General features: G+C 41.8%; 14 protein-coding genes and 2 pseudogenes. 12 read left to right on the top strand and 4 right to left on the bottom strand.

Annotated features, from left to right (window positions below):
* The first annotated feature begins 328 nt into the window (after positions 1 to 328).
* Entirely contained in the window at positions 329 to 1,438 is a 1,110-nt protein-coding gene (gene glnL, locus FTT86_RS13070; protein ID WP_005107202.1) for a nitrogen regulation protein NR(II), read from the top strand.
* Positions 1,425 to 2,900, top strand: a complete 1,476-nt coding sequence (glnG, locus tag FTT86_RS13075; protein WP_180181322.1) for a nitrogen regulation protein NR(I) — start codon at positions 1,425 to 1,427, stop codon at positions 2,898 to 2,900. The genes glnL and glnG overlap by 14 nt, the downstream gene beginning before the upstream one ends.
* Before the next feature lie 49 nt (positions 2,901 to 2,949).
* Here the strand turns inward: glnG and FTT86_RS13080 are convergent, their stop codons facing one another.
* The 3 genes and pseudogenes from FTT86_RS13080 to mnmG form a co-directional block, all read right to left on the bottom strand.
* A complete protein-coding gene (locus tag FTT86_RS13080) occupies positions 2,950 to 3,276 on the bottom strand; it encodes a hypothetical protein (RefSeq protein ID WP_004279890.1) in 327 nt (108 codons plus the stop codon).
* Between the two features lie 133 nt (positions 3,277 to 3,409).
* Positions 3,410 to 4,616 (bottom strand): annotated as a pseudogene (mhpT, locus tag FTT86_RS16295) (3-(3-hydroxy-phenyl)propionate transporter MhpT).
* A gap of 314 nt (positions 4,617 to 4,930) precedes the next feature.
* Positions 4,931 to 6,811, bottom strand: a complete 1,881-nt coding sequence (gene mnmG / locus FTT86_RS13095) for a tRNA uridine-5-carboxymethylaminomethyl(34) synthesis enzyme MnmG (protein WP_180181323.1) — start codon at positions 6,809 to 6,811, stop codon at positions 4,931 to 4,933.
* Between the two features lie 254 nt (positions 6,812 to 7,065).
* On the opposite strand from mnmG, the gene FTT86_RS13100 reads away from it, so the two are divergent.
* From FTT86_RS13100 to FTT86_RS13145, 10 genes are all read left to right on the top strand, one after another.
* Positions 7,066 to 7,485, top strand: a complete 420-nt coding sequence (locus FTT86_RS13100) for a hypothetical protein (RefSeq protein ID WP_071852164.1) — start codon at positions 7,066 to 7,068, stop codon at positions 7,483 to 7,485.
* Positions 7,486 to 7,679: 194 nt separating this feature from the next.
* Positions 7,680 to 8,567 (top strand): bile acid:sodium symporter family protein, encoded by an 888-nt coding sequence (locus tag FTT86_RS13105; protein WP_180181324.1) that lies wholly within the window; start codon positions 7,680 to 7,682, stop codon positions 8,565 to 8,567.
* A gap of 87 nt (positions 8,568 to 8,654) precedes the next feature.
* Entirely contained in the window at positions 8,655 to 9,542 is an 888-nt protein-coding gene (locus FTT86_RS13110) for a bile acid:sodium symporter family protein (protein ID WP_180181325.1), read from the top strand.
* 132 nt (positions 9,543 to 9,674) lie between these two features.
* Positions 9,675 to 10,580, top strand: coding sequence for a 50S ribosomal protein L11 methyltransferase (gene prmA, locus FTT86_RS13115; protein ID WP_180181326.1), 906 nt, complete (start codon positions 9,675 to 9,677; stop codon positions 10,578 to 10,580).
* Positions 10,581 to 10,595: 15 nt separating this feature from the next.
* The gene (locus FTT86_RS13120; protein ID WP_180181327.1) at positions 10,596 to 11,471 is read left to right on the top strand and encodes an MJ0042-type zinc finger domain-containing protein; all 876 of its coding nucleotides are present in this window, start codon (positions 10,596 to 10,598) and stop codon (positions 11,469 to 11,471) included.
* Between the two features lie 398 nt (positions 11,472 to 11,869).
* A complete protein-coding gene (gene fis / locus FTT86_RS13125; RefSeq protein ID WP_001086304.1) occupies positions 11,870 to 12,139 on the top strand; it encodes a DNA-binding transcriptional regulator Fis in 270 nt (89 codons plus the stop codon).
* 95 nt (positions 12,140 to 12,234) lie between these two features.
* A complete protein-coding gene (gene purH / locus FTT86_RS13130; RefSeq protein ID WP_004646700.1) occupies positions 12,235 to 13,809 on the top strand; it encodes a bifunctional phosphoribosylaminoimidazolecarboxamide formyltransferase/IMP cyclohydrolase in 1,575 nt (524 codons plus the stop codon).
* A 126-nt stretch (positions 13,810 to 13,935) separates the two neighbouring features.
* Positions 13,936 to 15,219 carry a phosphoribosylamine--glycine ligase gene (gene purD / locus FTT86_RS13135; protein WP_180181328.1) on the top strand — a complete coding sequence of 428 codons (1,284 nt, stop codon included), beginning with the start codon at positions 13,936 to 13,938 and terminating at the stop codon, positions 15,217 to 15,219.
* Positions 15,220 to 15,337: 118 nt separating this feature from the next.
* Positions 15,338 to 17,080, top strand: coding sequence for a DUF262 domain-containing protein (locus FTT86_RS13140; RefSeq protein WP_004646698.1), 1,743 nt, complete (start codon positions 15,338 to 15,340; stop codon positions 17,078 to 17,080).
* 42 nt (positions 17,081 to 17,122) lie between these two features.
* Positions 17,123 to 17,680 (top strand): GNAT family N-acetyltransferase, encoded by a 558-nt coding sequence (locus FTT86_RS13145; RefSeq protein WP_004646697.1) that lies wholly within the window; start codon positions 17,123 to 17,125, stop codon positions 17,678 to 17,680.
* Between the two features lie 165 nt (positions 17,681 to 17,845).
* Here FTT86_RS13145 and FTT86_RS13150 read toward each other — a convergent pair.
* Positions 17,846 to 17,937, bottom strand: a pseudogene (locus FTT86_RS13150) (IS5/IS1182 family transposase); the annotation flags it as partial.

Raw genomic sequence — 17,937 nt, forward strand, 5'->3', positions numbered from 1 at the left:
ACTAGAATGCGCGTATTGTATGTCTTTTCGCATCATAAAAATAGTTGAAAACCTGACTCTTTGCATCATGCACTAAAATATTGCCATAAAATATTCAACATACCCACTCATGCACCAAAATGAATCATTTTAGATTTACAGCCTCAATTTAATCCGCTATATCTAAGATGAATTGTGTTGCTCTGTCACATTTCTGCATTTCATCGCAATAAATAATCTCTCGTCATAAAAGTTGGCGTGCATCTTGCATCAAATCAGAACTTAAAATTGATTAAATTGCTTTATGAAGATGCCATTGCGCCATTTTAATACAGGAACAAACCCGCGAATGGATCAAATTATTCCGATCGACTATCGTGCTTTAGTGGACAATATGACCACGTGTATCTTATTGATAGACCGCGATCTTAATATTTATTATCTGAATTCTGCCTGTGAAGCCTTATTTGATGTGAGCTTATTCCGCGCGAGCGGCACATCCGTACTCAATATTCTGCAAAACCCGACAGATGAGTTCAATACCGAAGAAGCCCTGAATAATACTTTAACTACGGGACAACCTTATACACGCCGCGAAGCCACTATTCTGGTCAACTTTAAAGACATTCATGTTGACTACACTGTTTCTCAGCTAAATCTGGGCAAACCTTATCATCCGCTACTGCTCATCGAACTCAATCCTCGCGATCGCATGTTAAAAATCTCTCGTGAAGAAAATCTGCTGCAACAGCATCAGGTAGCGCGTCAGCTGATTCGCGGTGTTGCGCATGAAATCAAGAATCCCTTGGGTGGCATTCGCGGGGCGACTCAACTCCTGGCACGCAGTTTGAATGATCCACAATACAAAGAATTTACCGACATTATTATTAGCGAAGTGGATCGACTCAGAAATCTGGCCGATACCATGCTCGGTTCACGCCAGCTTCCGAGCTATGAACTGGTCAATGTGCATGAACCTCTGGAACGGGTGCGTTCACTGATTGCCAATCAGACCAAAAAGAAAATCAAGATTACCCGGGATTACGACCTGTCCTTACCGGAAGTTCTGGCAGACCGCGACCAATTGATTCAGGTCATTTTGAATATTTGCGCCAATGCCGTACAGGCCATGACCGAGAACAAGGAGTTCTTTGTCGAACATCAACCGGAACTGATTTTAAGAACCCGGATTCAGCGTCTCTTTACCATTAACGGGGTGATTCACCGCTCTGTAGTAAGGATTGATATTGAAGACAACGGTCCAGGTGTGCCGGAAGAGATTATCGAATCGGTGTTTTATCCGCTGGTCACCAGTCGCGCAAAAGGTACCGGACTGGGCCTCAGTATTGCTCAAAATATTATTCATCAGCACAACGGCATGATCGAGTGTCAGTCCGTGGCTGGAAAAACCGTCTTTAGCTTATATTTACCTTGGGAGTCGAATCATGTCGCGAAATAAAATATGGGTGATTGATGACGATCGCGCCATGCGCTGGGTACTGGAAAAGACCTTTAAAGAGGAAGGTCTGGATGTGACCAGTTTTGAAGAAGCACAATCTGCACTAGACCAACTGAGTCTGGAAGCACCCGATGTGATTTTGACCGATATCCGCATGCCGGGTATTGATGGACTTACCTTCCTGGGCAAGGTTAAACACAGTTATCCTGACCTACCTGTCATTATTATGACGGCGCATTCAGACTTAGAATCGGCTGTATCCAGTTATCAAACTGGTGCTTTTGAATATCTGCCTAAGCCTTTTGATATTGATGAAGCACTGGCGCTGGTAAATCGTGCAATTTTACATATCACCAAGCTACAGCAACAAGAATCAGCAAAAGCGGCTCCACCAATTCAATCTACCGAAATTATTGGTGAATCGCCTGCCATGCAGGAAGTGTTTCGTGCCATTGGCCGTTTATCACAATCGCATATTACCGTGTTGATTAATGGTGAGTCTGGTACAGGTAAAGAACTGGTAGCGCATGCCCTGCATCGTCATTCACCACGCAGCTCAAAACCTTTTATTGCCCTCAATATGGCGGCGATTCCAAAAGACCTGATCGAAACTGAACTTTTCGGCCATGAGAAAGGTGCATTTACCGGTGCTAATACCCAGCGCCAAGGTCGTTTTGAACAGGCAAATGGCGGTACGCTGTTTTTAGATGAAATTGGCGATATGCCATTTGAGACCCAGACCCGTTTATTGCGTGTCCTAGCCGATGGAGAGTTCTACCGAGTTGGCGGTCATATTCCGGTTAAGGTCGATGTGCGTATCGTGGCAGCGACACATCAGGATCTGGAAAAACTGGTTCATGAGGGTCGCTTCCGTGAAGACTTGTATCATCGACTGAATGTAATTCGTATTCATATTCCAAAACTGGCACATCGCAGTGAAGATATTCCGATGCTGGCGCAGCATTTTCTGGCGCGTGCCGGAAAGGAACTTGGGGTCAATCCAAAGATATTACGTCCTGAAACCCAAGAATATATGCAGAAATTGCCATGGCAAGGTAATGTGCGTCAACTTGAAAATACCTGTCGCTGGCTGACTGTCATGATCACAGGTCGTGAAGTCTATCCTGAAGACTTGCCACCTGAGCTGAAACAGATTCCAATTCATCAGCAGGATCCGGGTGCGCCAATTCCAACGCTGAACCAGATCGCACCGCATCACTGGGATGAATTGCTGGGTCAATGGGCGATGCAAAAACTCAAAAATGGTGAAATGAAACTTCTGGATGTTGCGACGCCGATGTTTGAACGCACCTTGATCAATGCAGCCTTGCAACAAACCCGTGGCCGTAAACGTCATGCCGCAGAACTTTTAGGTTGGGGTCGCAACACTTTAACGCGCAAGCTTAAAGAATTGGGCATGGATACTACGGATGATGAAATCGAAGAAGAAATAGAAAGTTAATCTTTCCATATAAAAAAGCGCCGATTGGCGCTTTTTTATTGATGATGATTTATGCAGTAAAACCCACATAGCGGAAATACCCATCTATGCCCAGATCAGACTTATATATCAGATAATTTGAATAAGTCGCTTGGGTGATTTCATCCAGCATATTCACCTGATCATCATTGGCATGCAGATCATCTACAGAACGCGGCATGCTGTGCTCGAATTCATCCGTCATATATTCAAAGCCAATATCCATGGCAATAAACAGGGTATGTTCACAAGGTTGCACATACTGCTCTTCTGCCCAATCAATCACGTTGTGCTGACAATGTGGACAGGCAATATTATCAGTGGCCTGAATCGAGAGTGGAATAAGTTGATAAGCCATATAAAAATCAATCTGTTTACTATCCGTATATTTTAGCAAATTTTATGGACTGACTTTATTCAATTAAAAACCTCGACGATAAAAAAAGGAATCTTCAGATTCCCTTTTTGTATTGATAGATCTCAATGATTAATTACTTATGAGCAGCCTTATAACGTGATAGTGCAGTGACGGCTACTGCCGATACGACCACTGCTGGTAAACTTGCCACAAGAATACCTGTGGTGCCCAAACCTAATGCCAGAATTTTTCCAGTTAATAATGGTCCAGTCATCGCCCCTAAACGCCCTAAAGAGATCGCACTGCCCACGCCTGTCACTTTGCCTGCGCCTGAGTAAAAAATCGGTGAGATCCCATATAGAATAGATTGACCACCCGTAGAGAAAATGCCACCCATGACTCCCGCCAAAATTAATAACGGAATAGAAGTTGTGGTGAATAACAATACCAAGGCAACAAACAAGCCACTATAAATGATGGTCGCCATTTGCCAAAGCTTTAAACGATCCAGTAAATAACCTAGGCTCAGGGTTCCAATAACCGCGCCCACCTGGAACACCAACATCACCAGAAATGCCTGTTGTTTCTGCAAACCTTGTTCCATAAGCAAGTTAGGTAACCAGCTGATCAAAATATAATTGATCATCAAGGTAAAAAAGAAACCCACCCAAAGAGGCACTGTATTTTTATACTGTTGCTGCTTGAACAACACCTCAGCCATTCCCGGCACAGCTTCGCCAGAAACCGGTACTTCCCGCATTCACTTTAGGCTTATCTTTAAGAATAAATGCCATCAATGGAATCAGTGCTAAAGGCGTTAATCCCCCAATCAGGAACAAGGTTTGCCATTGAATCTCCGGAAGCAACATGGCCAGACCGGCAACAAAGATCGCCCCTACCGGCAAACCACAATACATCAGACTATTTAGCTTGCCACGGTTGGCTTCCGTTGCTTCATCACCGACGACTGAAATCATGGTTGGCATTGCCGCACCTAAACCCAAACCAGTAAAGAAACGCGCTGCATATAAAACTTCGATGCTTGGCGCAATTGCAGTCAACGACATGAACAGACCAAAAATAGTCACAGAAAGCATTAGGACTTTCTTTTGTCCTAGATAATCTGCAATACGTCCGCCAAAGAATGCGCCAAACAGCATTCCAAAGACACCCAGACTAAATACATAGCCCATTTGGATTTGATCTAAACCAAAGCTTGCTGCAATTCCTTTCGCCGCAATCCCGGGAGCTTGAAGGTCAAAACCTTCAAAAAATGCGACCCAGAAACATAAGAATATCGTTAATATTTTTTGGGCTTTTTCGCTGTATGACTGTGCCATGACTGATCTCCATCAATAATTCACAAACCGTTTGATAGTCTGACGATCCGTTGCATTATTCTTAACCTAATCTTGATAGAGAAATAGCACGACAATAGTCGGGTTTAAGCACATCAGCATGTGTAAATATCATCTAAATTAGACCTAAAAGATTGTATTTATAGACTTAATACATCTTAATAATATTTATTATATATATTTATCAATAACTTAATTTAATAGTAGTTATTTTTAATTCAACGATAGTCAAAACTTATACAAAACTACAAGCCGATAAAAAGCCCGCTTAACGCGGACTTTTCTAGCGCAAAATCTTAAGCAGATTTCTTTGCCTGTGCATTCTTACGAATTGTAATCATCACCAGTTGAACTGCTGCAGGCGTTACACCCGGAATACGACTGGCTTGCGCCAATGTTTCAGGACGAACATCTTTCAGTTTCAGAGTAATTTCACGGGACAGACCCGACACGATGTCATAATCGAAATCTGCAGGAATACGGGTTTCTTCAAGACGTTTCATTTGTGCGACGTCTTCATGCTGACGATTAATATAACCCGCATATTTCACTGCAATTTCAATTTGCTCACCGACAAATGGTGATACTTCAGAATTGGTTAACTCTGCAATTTGAGCAAATGAAATGTTTGGACGTTTCAACAAATCAATCGCCGAACATTCTTTAGACAGGTCTGCACCGGTCATCTCAACGAATTTCTTACCCATTGGGTTATTTGGTGCGGCCCACAAGTGTTGCAAACGGCCTGTTTCTTTTTCCACTGCTTCCATTTTCTCACAGTACACTGCCCAACGCGCGTTATCCACCAGACCCATTTCACGACCAATGGCTGTTAAACGCTGATCTGCGTTATCTTCACGCAGCATCAAACGGTATTCGGCACGTGAGGTGAACATACGGTACGGTTCTTTGGTACCCAATGTGATCAGGTCATCAACCAGAACGCCCATGTACGCTTCATCACGTTTTGGTGTCCACTGTTCCTGATCCCAAGCACGACGTGCGGCGTTCAAGCCTGCAAGCAAACCCTGTGCACCCGCTTCTTCATAACCGGTAGTACCATTAATTTGACCCGCGAAGTACAGGTTATTGATGGCTTTAGTCTCAAGCGTGAACTTTAACGCTTGTGGGTTGAAGTAATCGTATTCAATGGCATAGCCCGGACGAAGAATGTGCGCATTTTCCATACCACGGATCGAGCGAACCAGTTCAAACTGAACGTCGAACGGTAAAGAAGTCGAAATACCATTTGGATAAAGCTCATGTGTATCCAAGCCTTCAGGCTCCAAGAAGACTTGGTGAGAATCTTTATCGGCAAAACGGTGAATCTTATCTTCAATCGATGGGCAATAACGTGGTCCAACACCTTCGATCACACCCGTGTACATCGGTGAACGGTCTAAACCGCCACGAATGATTTCATGCGTGCGTTCATTGGTATGCGTGATATAGCAATTTACCTGCTCAGGATGCATAGACACATCCCCCATGAATGACATGGTCGGAGATGGGAAATCACCCGGCTGTGGTGTCATCACAGAGAAATCCACTGAACGCGCGTCAATACGTGGTGGTGTACCTGTTTTTAAACGACCTACTGGCAAGTTTAATTCACGCAAACGATGTGCAAGTGAAATAGATGGCGGATCACCAGCACGACCACCGCTAGATTTCTCCAGACCAACGTGGATGACACCACCTAAGAATGTACCTGCTGTCAGCACCACAGTTTTCGCATCAAAACGGATACCCATTTGGGTAACCACACCTTTAACGGTATCGCCTTCAACAATCAGGTCATCTGCGGCTTGCTGAAAAATATCAAGGTTTGCTTGGTTTTCTAATGTTTCGCGAATAGCCGCCTTATAACGTACACGGTCCGCCTGCGCACGTGTTGCACGTACTGCAGCACCTTTACGCGAGTTCAAAATACGGAATTGAATACCGCCTTTATCGGCAGCCAGTGCCATCGCACCGCCCAAGGCATCAATTTCACGCACCAAATGCGATTTACCAATACCACCGATGGCCGGGTTACAGCTCATCTGCCCTAAAGTCTCAATGTTATGAGTTAAGAGTAAAGTCTGTCGACCCATACGCGCTGCAGCCAGAGCCGCTTCCGTACCGGCGTGACCGCCACCGATAACAATGACATCGTATACTTTAGGATAATGCATAGTGGTAATTGAGAGATAAAAAAGAATAGCTGAGCATTATAGCAAATTTCACTCTAAAGTAGACAAATTCAGTTGAATTTATCCTGAGATAAATCGCACTTAACTCGCATAACAATAAAGCACTGTAATTTAACTTTGCAGAGGAACTATATAAATTAAACATATAAGCTGAGAAATTTACTCGATTTGCATTGTTTAATCTCGCGCATTTTTTAATCTATATGTTGGTTACATTACAAACAAAGGTATAAAAGATGAATAAGAATATTTTCCTCTCAACCGTTCTATGTGGTTTATGTTTTGCGCCATTTGCTGCATCAGCGAATGATAAGGTCGAAACCATTTATAATGCACAAAAGTACCAACAGGTTTGTAAAGGCAAATCCCAAGGTGCACAAGTCAGTTTTGCCCATCGCGGCATTATCTGGAATGGTACCTGTGAACCGCAGTTTTTCGCTTCATCCAAAAACGCTTCAATCAAAGGCGATGAAGCCGAACTCATGAGTACTTGTAGCGGCAACAGTGGTGCAACCACTGCCACCATTAATGGTGCCGAAGTCAAAGGTAAATGTGCATTAGGCTTTATGCCACCACGCCCTCAGGGACAATCTCAGATGCAAAGTCAGCCAATGCAGCCACCGATGCAAAGCCAACCAATGCAGAGCATCAGATGAACCAGCCAGCACAGCCTGACTCACCAATGCAAGGCCAGCCAGGTATGTAGCCGATATATATCTAAATAGTTTAGATTTCAAGTAAAAGCTTTGACGGGCAAAGTGACTGCATTTTGCCCGTTTTTTATTGCTTATTTATTCATCTAGGCTAAACTCAAAATATATCTATAAATGTATAATAAAAAGGCAAATTCATGGATTCGGGGTTTTTTAGCGTTTTTTTGCCAATTACATTGGCAATCATGATGATGGGGCTGGGGCTAGAACTCACCATCAAAGATTTCCTGCGCTTAAGTCGCTATCCTAAAGTCATTTTTATTACTTTATTTGCGCAGTTAGTCCTATTACCCAGCGTTGCTTTTTTTATTTGTCTGATTTTGGACTTGCCCGCTTTGCTTGCTGTAGGTCTGATGTTGCTAGCCGCCTCACCTGGCGGCCCAACCGCGAACCTGTTTAGCTACATATATAAAGGTGATGTGGCACTGAATATTACTCTAACCGCCATTAATACCATCATCTCTATTTTTACCCTTCCCTTTATTATCAATCTATCCTTACACTACTTTATGAGTCATGACTCAAACGTGACTTTTCCAGTTGAAAAGATTGTGCAGGTGTTTTTAATTACCTTGATTCCCGTGATCATGGGTATGCTGCTTCGGGCCAAATTTCCAAACCTGTCAATTACTGTCAGCAGGCCCATGCGCTTACTCTCTATCGGTTTCCTAACCATCCTATTGATATTCGCCATTTTCAGAGAACGTTCGAATTTGGTCGAATACTTTGCCAATATTGGTGCAGCAACTGCGATTTTATGTTTTTCCAGCCTGTTTATTGGCTATTGCATTCCTTTACTCATGGGTATTCCAGAGAAAATGGCACGCGCCTGTACCTTTGAAATTGGCATTCATAACACTGCCATTGCGCTGACGATTGCGATATCGGTCTTAAATAATGTCACGATGGCTATTCCTGCAGGCATTTATACAATTTTCATGTACAGTTTCGCCACTATTTTCGGTGTGCTGATTAGTCGCCAGCAAGTGGTGTATAGCAATAAAAGTCGTTTATCAGATTTGTAATTTATTTGGCTGATTCTGCTATAAGGCTGTATGCTTTTCTAAAGAAAATCAGAAGTATTAAAACAATTTTCGACAAGGAGCATACAGATGGATTCTGGCCTTATAACGATATTACTGCCGCTGGCACTTGCAATCATCATGATGGGACTGGGCCTTGAACTGACACCTCGGGACTTTAGCCGTGTCACTCGCCACCCCAAAGCCGTATTTATAGCATTGTTCTGCCAACTGGTTGTTCTGGTTGGCATTGCCTTTTTGCTTTGCAAACTATTCGCTTTAACCCCATTGCTCTCGGTCGGGTTGATGCTCCTGGCGGCTTCGCCCGGGGGTGCAACGGCCAACCTGTTTAGCTATCTGTTTAAAGGTGACTTAGCCCTCAATATCACTTTGACTGCTATCAACTCAGTCATCGCAGCAATTACCTTACCTTTAATTATTAATTTTTCGATCATGCATTTTATGCAGGATAGCCAGCAAGTTGGCCTGCAATTCGGCAAGATTCTGCAAGTCTTTGCGATCATCCTGATTCCGGTGGGAATTGGCATGTTGATTCGGCGCTATGCACCAGGCGTGACAGCAAAACTGAATCGGCCGTTGCGGATTTTTTCCATTGGCTTTTTGGTGCTGATTATTCTTGCCACACTTATTAAAGAACGCACAAATATCGGTGAATATCTAACCCAGGTGGGTCTGGCCACTGCCTTGTTCTGCATACTAAGTCTGAGTATTGGTTATCTGATTCCGCGACTACTTAATATTAATAGCGCTCAAGCCCGCGCCAGTGCATTTGAAATTGGCATTCATAACAGCACCCTCGCCATGACCATTGCCCTAACTGTGATTGGCAGTGCTGCTGTGGCGATGCCAGCCGCGGTTTATTCTATTTTTATGTATATCTTTGCTGCAATTTTTGGCAGCTTGTTGAATCGGCTTGCACCACTCCCGGCGCAAACACCACTAACGAATCTGGATTAGACAACATCTGGAACGATTAAAAGGATGCTTCATGCATTCTTTTTTATTTTTGGAATGGATCAAGAAGATAGCAGCGTTGAGTCTGAACTTCCGTTACAATAGCTTTTTGAAAAATGTATAAAGGTTATTTCTGTGAAGTGGTTACAAATTCATATTACGGTTGAACAGGCTCAGGTTGATTTTACTGAGACATTACTCAGCTCACTAGGCGCAGTGAGTGTGACTTTGGATGATGCTGAAAACCAGGATTTGCTGGAACCACTTCCAGGTGAAACGCCACTTTGGAATAAAGTGATTGTGACCGGTATTTATGCGCAGGAAGAAGGCGAAGAAATCGATGTTGCCGCACTAGAAACCTTTATTCGTGCACAAATGCCAGATGCTCCGATCCGTCATGAGCTGATTGAAGATCAGGCTTGGGAACGCACCTGGATGGATGCCTATGAGCCCATTCAGATTGCTGATAAATACTGGATCGTACCGGAGTGGATGGAAGCACCTGATGCCGATGCGGTAAACATCAAGCTTGATCCAGGTCTTGCTTTCGGAACAGGCAACCACGCTTCAACTTTCCTGTGCTTACAATGGCTCGGCAAAATTAATGTGAAAGATAAAATTGTCATCGATTATGGCTGTGGCTCAGGCATTCTCGCGGTAGCTGCACTGCTATTAGGTGCGAAAAAAGCATATGCTACTGATATCGACCCACAAGCTGTACTGGCGACTCAGCAAAACGCTGAACTGAATGGCGTACTGGACAAACTTTATGTCGGACTGCCAGAAGAATTTAGAGATGAGCTCGGCAATACCAAAGCTGACGTATTTGTTGCCAATATTCTGGCAGCACCACTGATGATGCTGGCTCCTGAGTTCGCAACTTTAATCAAATCTGAGGGACAGTTCGCACTTGCCGGAGTGATTGAAGAGCAAGTTGCTGATGTTACTAGCATTTACTCAAATTATTTTGATATATTAGAGGTAGAAAAACGAGACGAGCACTGGTGCCGTATCTCGGGTAAACGCCATAAGAACGAATGAGCCTATAAATAATCCATGAGTGACAAAAGAACCCATTGCCCTACCTGTTCCACCACCTATAAGGTCACAGTTGCTCAACTCACCGTTGCGCAGGGTATGGTTTGCTGTCCCAAATGTACTACTTCATTTAATGCCTTATCGCATTTGGTGACCGAAACCCGGAATTCGGTCACCGCATCAATATCTCAGGCTCAGTCGAACTCCAGCGAATTCAGCGAAACTGATACTCAAAATAACTCAGGTGTTTATCACGCAGATCAGCACAATCGTCATAGCCTGCTACAGATTTTTGATCAAAAAGTTGAACATTCCAATATTGACCTGGAAACCTATTTAAATAACCTGAATTATTTCAGTACCGAGCCAATTTCAGTATTACCGAGCATGAATTGGGAAGATCAGGCAGAAAAACAGACTAAACGCGGGCCAATGTACTATATAGGCTGGAGTTTACTCAATCTGTCACTGTTCAGCCTGCTGATGTTTCAATTCTTCTGGTTCAATCCGCAATACATCAAAAACAGTCACGTTATGAGCCTGGCCTTTCACACTGCCTGTGAAGTGTTTAATTGTTCCAATCTGGAAAAATACTACACACTGATTCAGGTCAATAAAGTCAAAATCAAGGCAACCGGTAATAATGAAGCTGAGTTTAGCGGTGAGCTGATCAATTTTCATGACCGTAGCCTGAACTTACCGATTTTAAGAATCAATCTGGAACATCGCGGTGAAGTGATTGCAACTTATAACCTGTCCTCCGAAGAGTACCTGATTGAAAGTCTGGTCAATATTCAGCGCATCCCAAAAAACAGCCCGTTTAAATTCAAATTTAAGCTTCCAGTCGATCGTAAAAGCTTTGATCGCTATACTTTGGAAATAATTCGCCCCTAATCTGCTGAGAAAGCATTAAAAAATTAAAAAAAGTTAAAAAAAATGCAGTTTTCTTGCTCACTTTTGCTTAGACAATGGTATGATACGCGCCACGAAAGCTATGTGCTGCAACTCCTCGCGACTTTTTCACAACAAATACAGTCTTGCCTAATGCGCTATAAAATTTATTGCGTATCGTGCAGATTTTTTTGTTTTGATTTTGGTCAGTAACAAAACTTTAACTATTGTTACGCTTATTTTTCGACCAAATCGCAGAGATGTGTCAAGCTACAGGCTCAATGTAATGACTAAGTTTTAGAACTTCCGTTTTAGGATCTAAAATGGAGTTCATTTCAATTTCTAGACCACTTTTATATATCACTTTACCCAAGTGATATTTGTTTTTCGGATTAATTCGCATGAATAGCAAATCTCCTATTTTTACTGCACAATCTGATGTTGCTTTACGTATCCACGTAGATCGCGCAGTTCGCCACTATTTTGCACAACTGCAGGGCGAGCAACCATCTCAGGTATACGACATGGTGCTAGCAGAAATGGAGAAACCTCTTCTATCTGTAGTTCTAGAATATACACGTGGTAACCAAACACGTGCTGCCGAGATTCTCGGACTCAACCGTGGTACTTTACGTAAAAAGTTAAAAGCTCACGGTTTAATGAGTGAATAAATGATAAAATGCTTGCGGCTTCCGCAGGCATTTTTTTTAACCTGTAAATTGCTGATTTTGTTTTATTCTGTTCCTTGAAAACTGTGACGAAGATCATGACTATTAAACGCGCTTTAATCTCTGTGTCTGACAAGACTGGTATTGTTGAATTTGCACAAGAACTTGCTGCTCTAGGGGTAGAAATTTTATCTACAGGTGGTACCTACAAATTGTTGAAAGACAATAATGTGGCTGTAGTTGAAGTTTCGGAGCATACAGGTTTTCCAGAGATGATGGACGGCCGTGTAAAAACACTACATCCGAAAATTCATGGGGGTATCCTGGCTCGTCGTGGTCTAGACGAAGCTGTGATGGCTGAACACAACATTGATGCTATTGATTTAGTCGTTGTAAACCTTTATCCATTTGCTGCAACGGTAGCCAAACCAAACTGTTCACTTGCTGATGCTATCGAAAACATCGACATCGGTGGTCCTACCATGGTTCGTGCTGCAGCAAAAAACCATGCATCTGTAGGTATCATCGTAAATGCTTCTGACTATGCAACTGTCGTCGCCGAGCTTAAAGCTGAGGGTGCTTTATCTCATGCAACTCGTTTTGACCTAGCAGTAAAAGCATTTGAACATACTGCTCAATATGACGGCATGATCGCATCTTACTTAGGCGCTCGCGTAGGTAAAGAAGAAGGTCAGGCAGACAAATTTGCACGTACTTTCAATACTCAATTGAACAAAGTTCAAGACCTTCGTTACGGTGAGAACCCGCATCAAGCTGCTGCATTCTATGTAGAAGACACAGCGACTGAAGCTTCTGTTTCAACAGCGAAACAGCTTCAAGGTAAAGAACTCTCTTATAACAACATCGCAGATACTGATGCAGCACTTGAATGTGTGAAATCATTTGCGAAGCCTGCTTGTGTGATCGTTAAACACGCTAACCCATGTGGCGTTGCAGTATCTTTAGACGGTATTCAAGCAGCTTATGATCTTGCGTATGCAACAGATCCTGAATCTGCTTTCGGTGGCATCATTGCATTCAACCGTGAATTAGACGTTGCAACTGCACAAGCGATTGTAGATCGTCAATTCGTTGAAGTGATCATTGCACCGAGCGTTGCTGAAGGCGTTCTTGAAGTAACAGGCGCGAAGAAAAACGTACGCGTACTTGTATGTGGCGAACTTCCAGCAATCGATGCGCGTCAATCGCAACTTGACTACAAACGCGTAAACGGTGGTTTGTTAGTTCAAGATCAAGACTTGGGCATGATCACTAAAGATGATCTTAAAGTAGTCACCAAACGTGCGCCGACTGAACAAGAAATCGATGACATGATCTTCGCTTGGAAAGTAGCGAAATACGTAAAATCTAACGCGATTGTGTATGCTAAAAACCGTCAAACCATTGGTGTCGGCGCTGGCCAAATGAGCCGTGTAAACTCAGCTCGTATTGCTGCAATCAAAGCTGAACATGCTGGCTTAGTAGTTGAAGGTGCGGTAATGGCATCTGACGCATTCTTCCCATTCCGTGATGGTATTGATAACGCTGCGAAAGCGGGTATCAAATGCATTATCCAACCGGGTGGTTCTATGCGTGATGAAGAAACGATTGCTGCGGCTGACGAAGCTGGTATTGCAATGGTGTTCACTGGTATGCGTCACTTCCGTCACTAATTAATTTTAAATCCTCCCTAGCCCTCCTTAATAAAGGAGGGTTTTCTATATCATAGTAGAGCGAAGGGAGTCCCCCTTTTATCAAAGGGGGATTTAGGGGGATTCTATTTCAGAAGGATTTTTTTAATGAATATTTTAGTTTTGGGTAATGGTGGTCGTGAACATGCACTTGCATGGAAAATCGCGCAAGATGATAAAGTCGCAAAAGTATTTGTAGCACCGGGTAATGCAGGTACTGCAACAGAAAATAAATGCGAAAATGTTGCCTTAAATATTTTAGACAATGCTGCGATTATCGACTTTGCAAAAAGCAATGCGGTTGATTTAGTGGTTGTTGGTCCTGAAGCACCACTTGTAAATGGTGTTGTAGATGCATGCCGTGAAGCTGGCGTTAAAATTTGGGGTCCAACTCAATTTGCTGCGCAGCTTGAAGGCTCTAAAGCATTCGCTAAACACTTCCTTAAACGCCATAACATTCCAACGGCTTTCTATGACGTATTTACTGAAGTAGATGCTGCGAAAGCATTTGTTGAGAAAAATGGTGCGCCAATCGTGATCAAGGCTGATGGTCTTGCTGCAGGTAAAGGCGTAATCGTTGCCATGACCAATCAAGAAGCATTTGCAGCAATTGATGACATGCTTGCAGGTAACAAGTTTGGCGATGCAGGTTCTCGCGTTGTGATCGAAGAATTCCTTGCGGGTGAAGAAGCATCTTTCATTTGTATGATTGATGGCGACAACATCTTGCCAATGGCAACATCGCAAGACCATAAGCGTATTTTTGAAGGCGACCAAGGTCCGAACACCGGCGGTATGGGTGCTTACTCTCCTGCACCTGTTGTGAGTGCTGATGTGTTTGAAAAAACCATGAATGAAGTGATGCGTCCTACCGTTGAAGGTATGAAAAAAGACGGTCACGTTTACACTGGTTTCTTATACGCTGGCTTGATGATTGACGACAAAGGTCAACCAAAAGTAATCGAGTTTAACTGTCGTTTTGGTGACCCTGAAACTCAACCGATCATGATGCGTTTAAAATCATCTTTGGTGGATCTCGTTGAAGCTGGTATTGCAGGTAACTTACCTGCTGAAGCTGAATGGGATGAGCGCAAGACTGTTGGTATCGTTTTAGCATCAAAAGGCTACCCAGAAACTTCAAGCAATGGTGATGTGATTTCAGGCTTAGACACTGAAATGACTGATGCGAAAGTGTTCCATGCAGGTACTAAAGCCAATGAAAATGGCGATATCGTCACTGCTGGTGGTCGTGTACTTTGCGTGACTGCACTGGGTAATACCATTGGTGAAGCACAAGCAAAAGCTTTAGAACTTTGCCAAAAAGTAACGTTCAACGGCGTTCAATATCGTAAAGATATTGGTTACCGTGCGATTGCGCGTGAAAATGCTTAATCTGAATTTAGATTAATTAAAAAACCCCCGATTCGTTCGGGGTTTTTCTATAATATGCATGATAATGAATAGATTACATAAAATTATGCACCAATAAAATTGAGGGGTTGGGGGGCTTATGTCTAAACTTAATGTTGACCAAAAAACAGTTTACGAACTTTTTTCAGATAAACGTGCGGATTTTTTAATACCTGATTATCAGCGACCTTATGCATGGGATGAAGAGCAATGCCAAACCTTATGGGATGATATTTTTAATTTTGCTTTTCCAGACAATAATGCAGACCAATTTGATGATAGAAAAGATGAATATTTTTTAGGCTCCATTGTCACATATAAAAATGATAACGATCAATCCGAAGTAATTGATGGACAACAACGACTCACAACTTTGATGTTACTTCTAAGAGCTTTTTTTGACAAATTTACCAATATGCAAGATCAAAGCTCTAAGTCAACACGGCAACGCATTGAGAAATGCATTTGGAAAACGGATACTTTTGGTGAAGCCATCAAGACAGAGTTAAAAATTGATTCTGAAGTAGCTACCGATGATGATAAAGAAGAATTTTTAAAACTACTAAGAACAGGCTCTATTCAAGTAAATAGTGAAAATAAATATGTAAAAAATTATCAATTTTTTCAAAAGAGAATCGATAGTTTTTTACAAAACTTTCCAAGCTATTTCGCTTACTTACCCGCTCGTATTTTAGGAAATTGCATCCTATTACCTATCGAAGCGGATTCACAAGATACTGCTTTACGTATTTTCTCAACCCTAAACGATCGTGGTCTACCTTTATCCGATGCAGATATTTTTAAAGCTCAATTTTATAAATTCTATACGAAATTAGGCAAAAAGGATGATTTCATTGAGGAATGGAAAAACCTTGAAAAAGTTTGTAATGATATTTTTACACATAGCACAACTACACCAATGGATGAATTATTCACGCGCTATATGTATTACTTACGAGCACTTGAAGGTAATAAAAGCACATCGACCGAAGCTTTGAGAAAGTTTTATGAGCGTAACAAATATCAATATCTTAATTCAGAAAACACAATGCTGGACTTAAAAAAACTAGCAGCTTTCTGGCAGAGTATCAAAATTCAAGATAATTCAAAATTTTCTAATGAAGTTCTAAAAAAACTCTACATACTAAATTATGCTCCCAATGGTATGTGGCAAAATTTGGTTTCCACCTATTTTTTACATTTTAAGGATCACAAAAATTTACTAGATAATGAGTTATTTCTCCAATTTCTAAATAAAATTACTGCATTTATATATACATATGCTATTACAAATCCTGGAGTTAATGCACTCAGAACTCCTGCTTTTGATGAAATGGTTAATCTAGTCAACAACAATGATGTCTCATTTTCAAAATATAGATTTGATGAAACTCATACTAGAACCTTATTTGAAACTTATAAATTCACAAATCAACGCAGTATTACTCGTTCCATACTCACGTGGTATGCCTTCACATTGAAAAACCAACCATTGCTTAACCTTAATGAAAGCTTCCATATAGAACATATCTTTGCTAAAAAACGTTATCAAATGGAACAAGGACTTGAGAAAGTTGAACATCTTGAATTGCTAGGGAATAAAATATTACTTGAGGAAAGTATAAACATTAGGGCTTCTGATTATCGTTTTGAAGATAAACAAAAAATTTATAGTGGTGAAGTACGTAGAGGCAGTTACTCAAAACCGAGCCAAATTGATGAAATATCTCTACTGATTCAAAAAAATAAATTTGATGAAGAAGACATTATTAGTCGTAATAATCTAATTTTAGATGCATTCTTTCAATATCTAAGAGCTGAAGACTTATTACTTGCAAATTAATTTATTATAACCCGCTATAGCGGGTTTTTATTTGTGAAATCTATGATTAGCTATATCCAAACCCCTCGCCTGATCCTGCGCCAATGTCAAGACTCTGACATAGCTCCATTTATCCAAATGTGTGCAGATAAAGAGGTCATGCGCTACTTCCCTAAAAATCTCGATGCGACTGAGGCAACTGCTTTTCTTGAACGTATCCGCACAGATATCGAAAAACGCGGTTGGGGAGCCTTTGCCGTAGAATTGAAAACCACAGGCGAATTTATCGGATCTATTGGCTTACACGTGCATCCACCTGAGCTTAAAATTGCTGATGCCCCTGAAATTGGCTGGCGCTTGCTACCACAATACTGGAATCAAGGCTATGCCACTGAAGGGGCCAAAGCGGTACTGAAATATGCCTTTAGAACTCTACGACTCGAGAAAGTCATTTCTTTTACTGCATGCGTCAACACGCCCTCAGAACGTGTCATGCAAAACATTAGCTTAGAAAAAGTAGGAGAGTTTGACCATCCGCTTGTACCTGCCGATCATATCTTGTGTAGACACGTACTCTATGAAAAACAGCGTTCAGATTATCTGCATATTCCCTTCTGTTAAAACAAGCTTGCAGTATCATGACCTAAGAAAACCAAGATCAGATACTGACTCGCTTAGTTAATAGAAAGGAAAGATTTATCTCGTTAATACTCGAATTTTCTTCATTTTCCAAAAAATCAGATATTCTATATAGGGTCTGTTGACATTTACTGTTCATAATTAACCCTATAAAGGTAGCCATAAAAATATACAGGCTAAAGCAACAGAACTTTGATAATTTCTTTTGAGCTTGTCATATCGAGTAGCTATTCCTCTAA

The organism is Acinetobacter sp. YH01021 (genome assembly GCF_013420255.1).
Taxonomy (GTDB): domain Bacteria; phylum Pseudomonadota; class Gammaproteobacteria; order Pseudomonadales; family Moraxellaceae; genus Acinetobacter.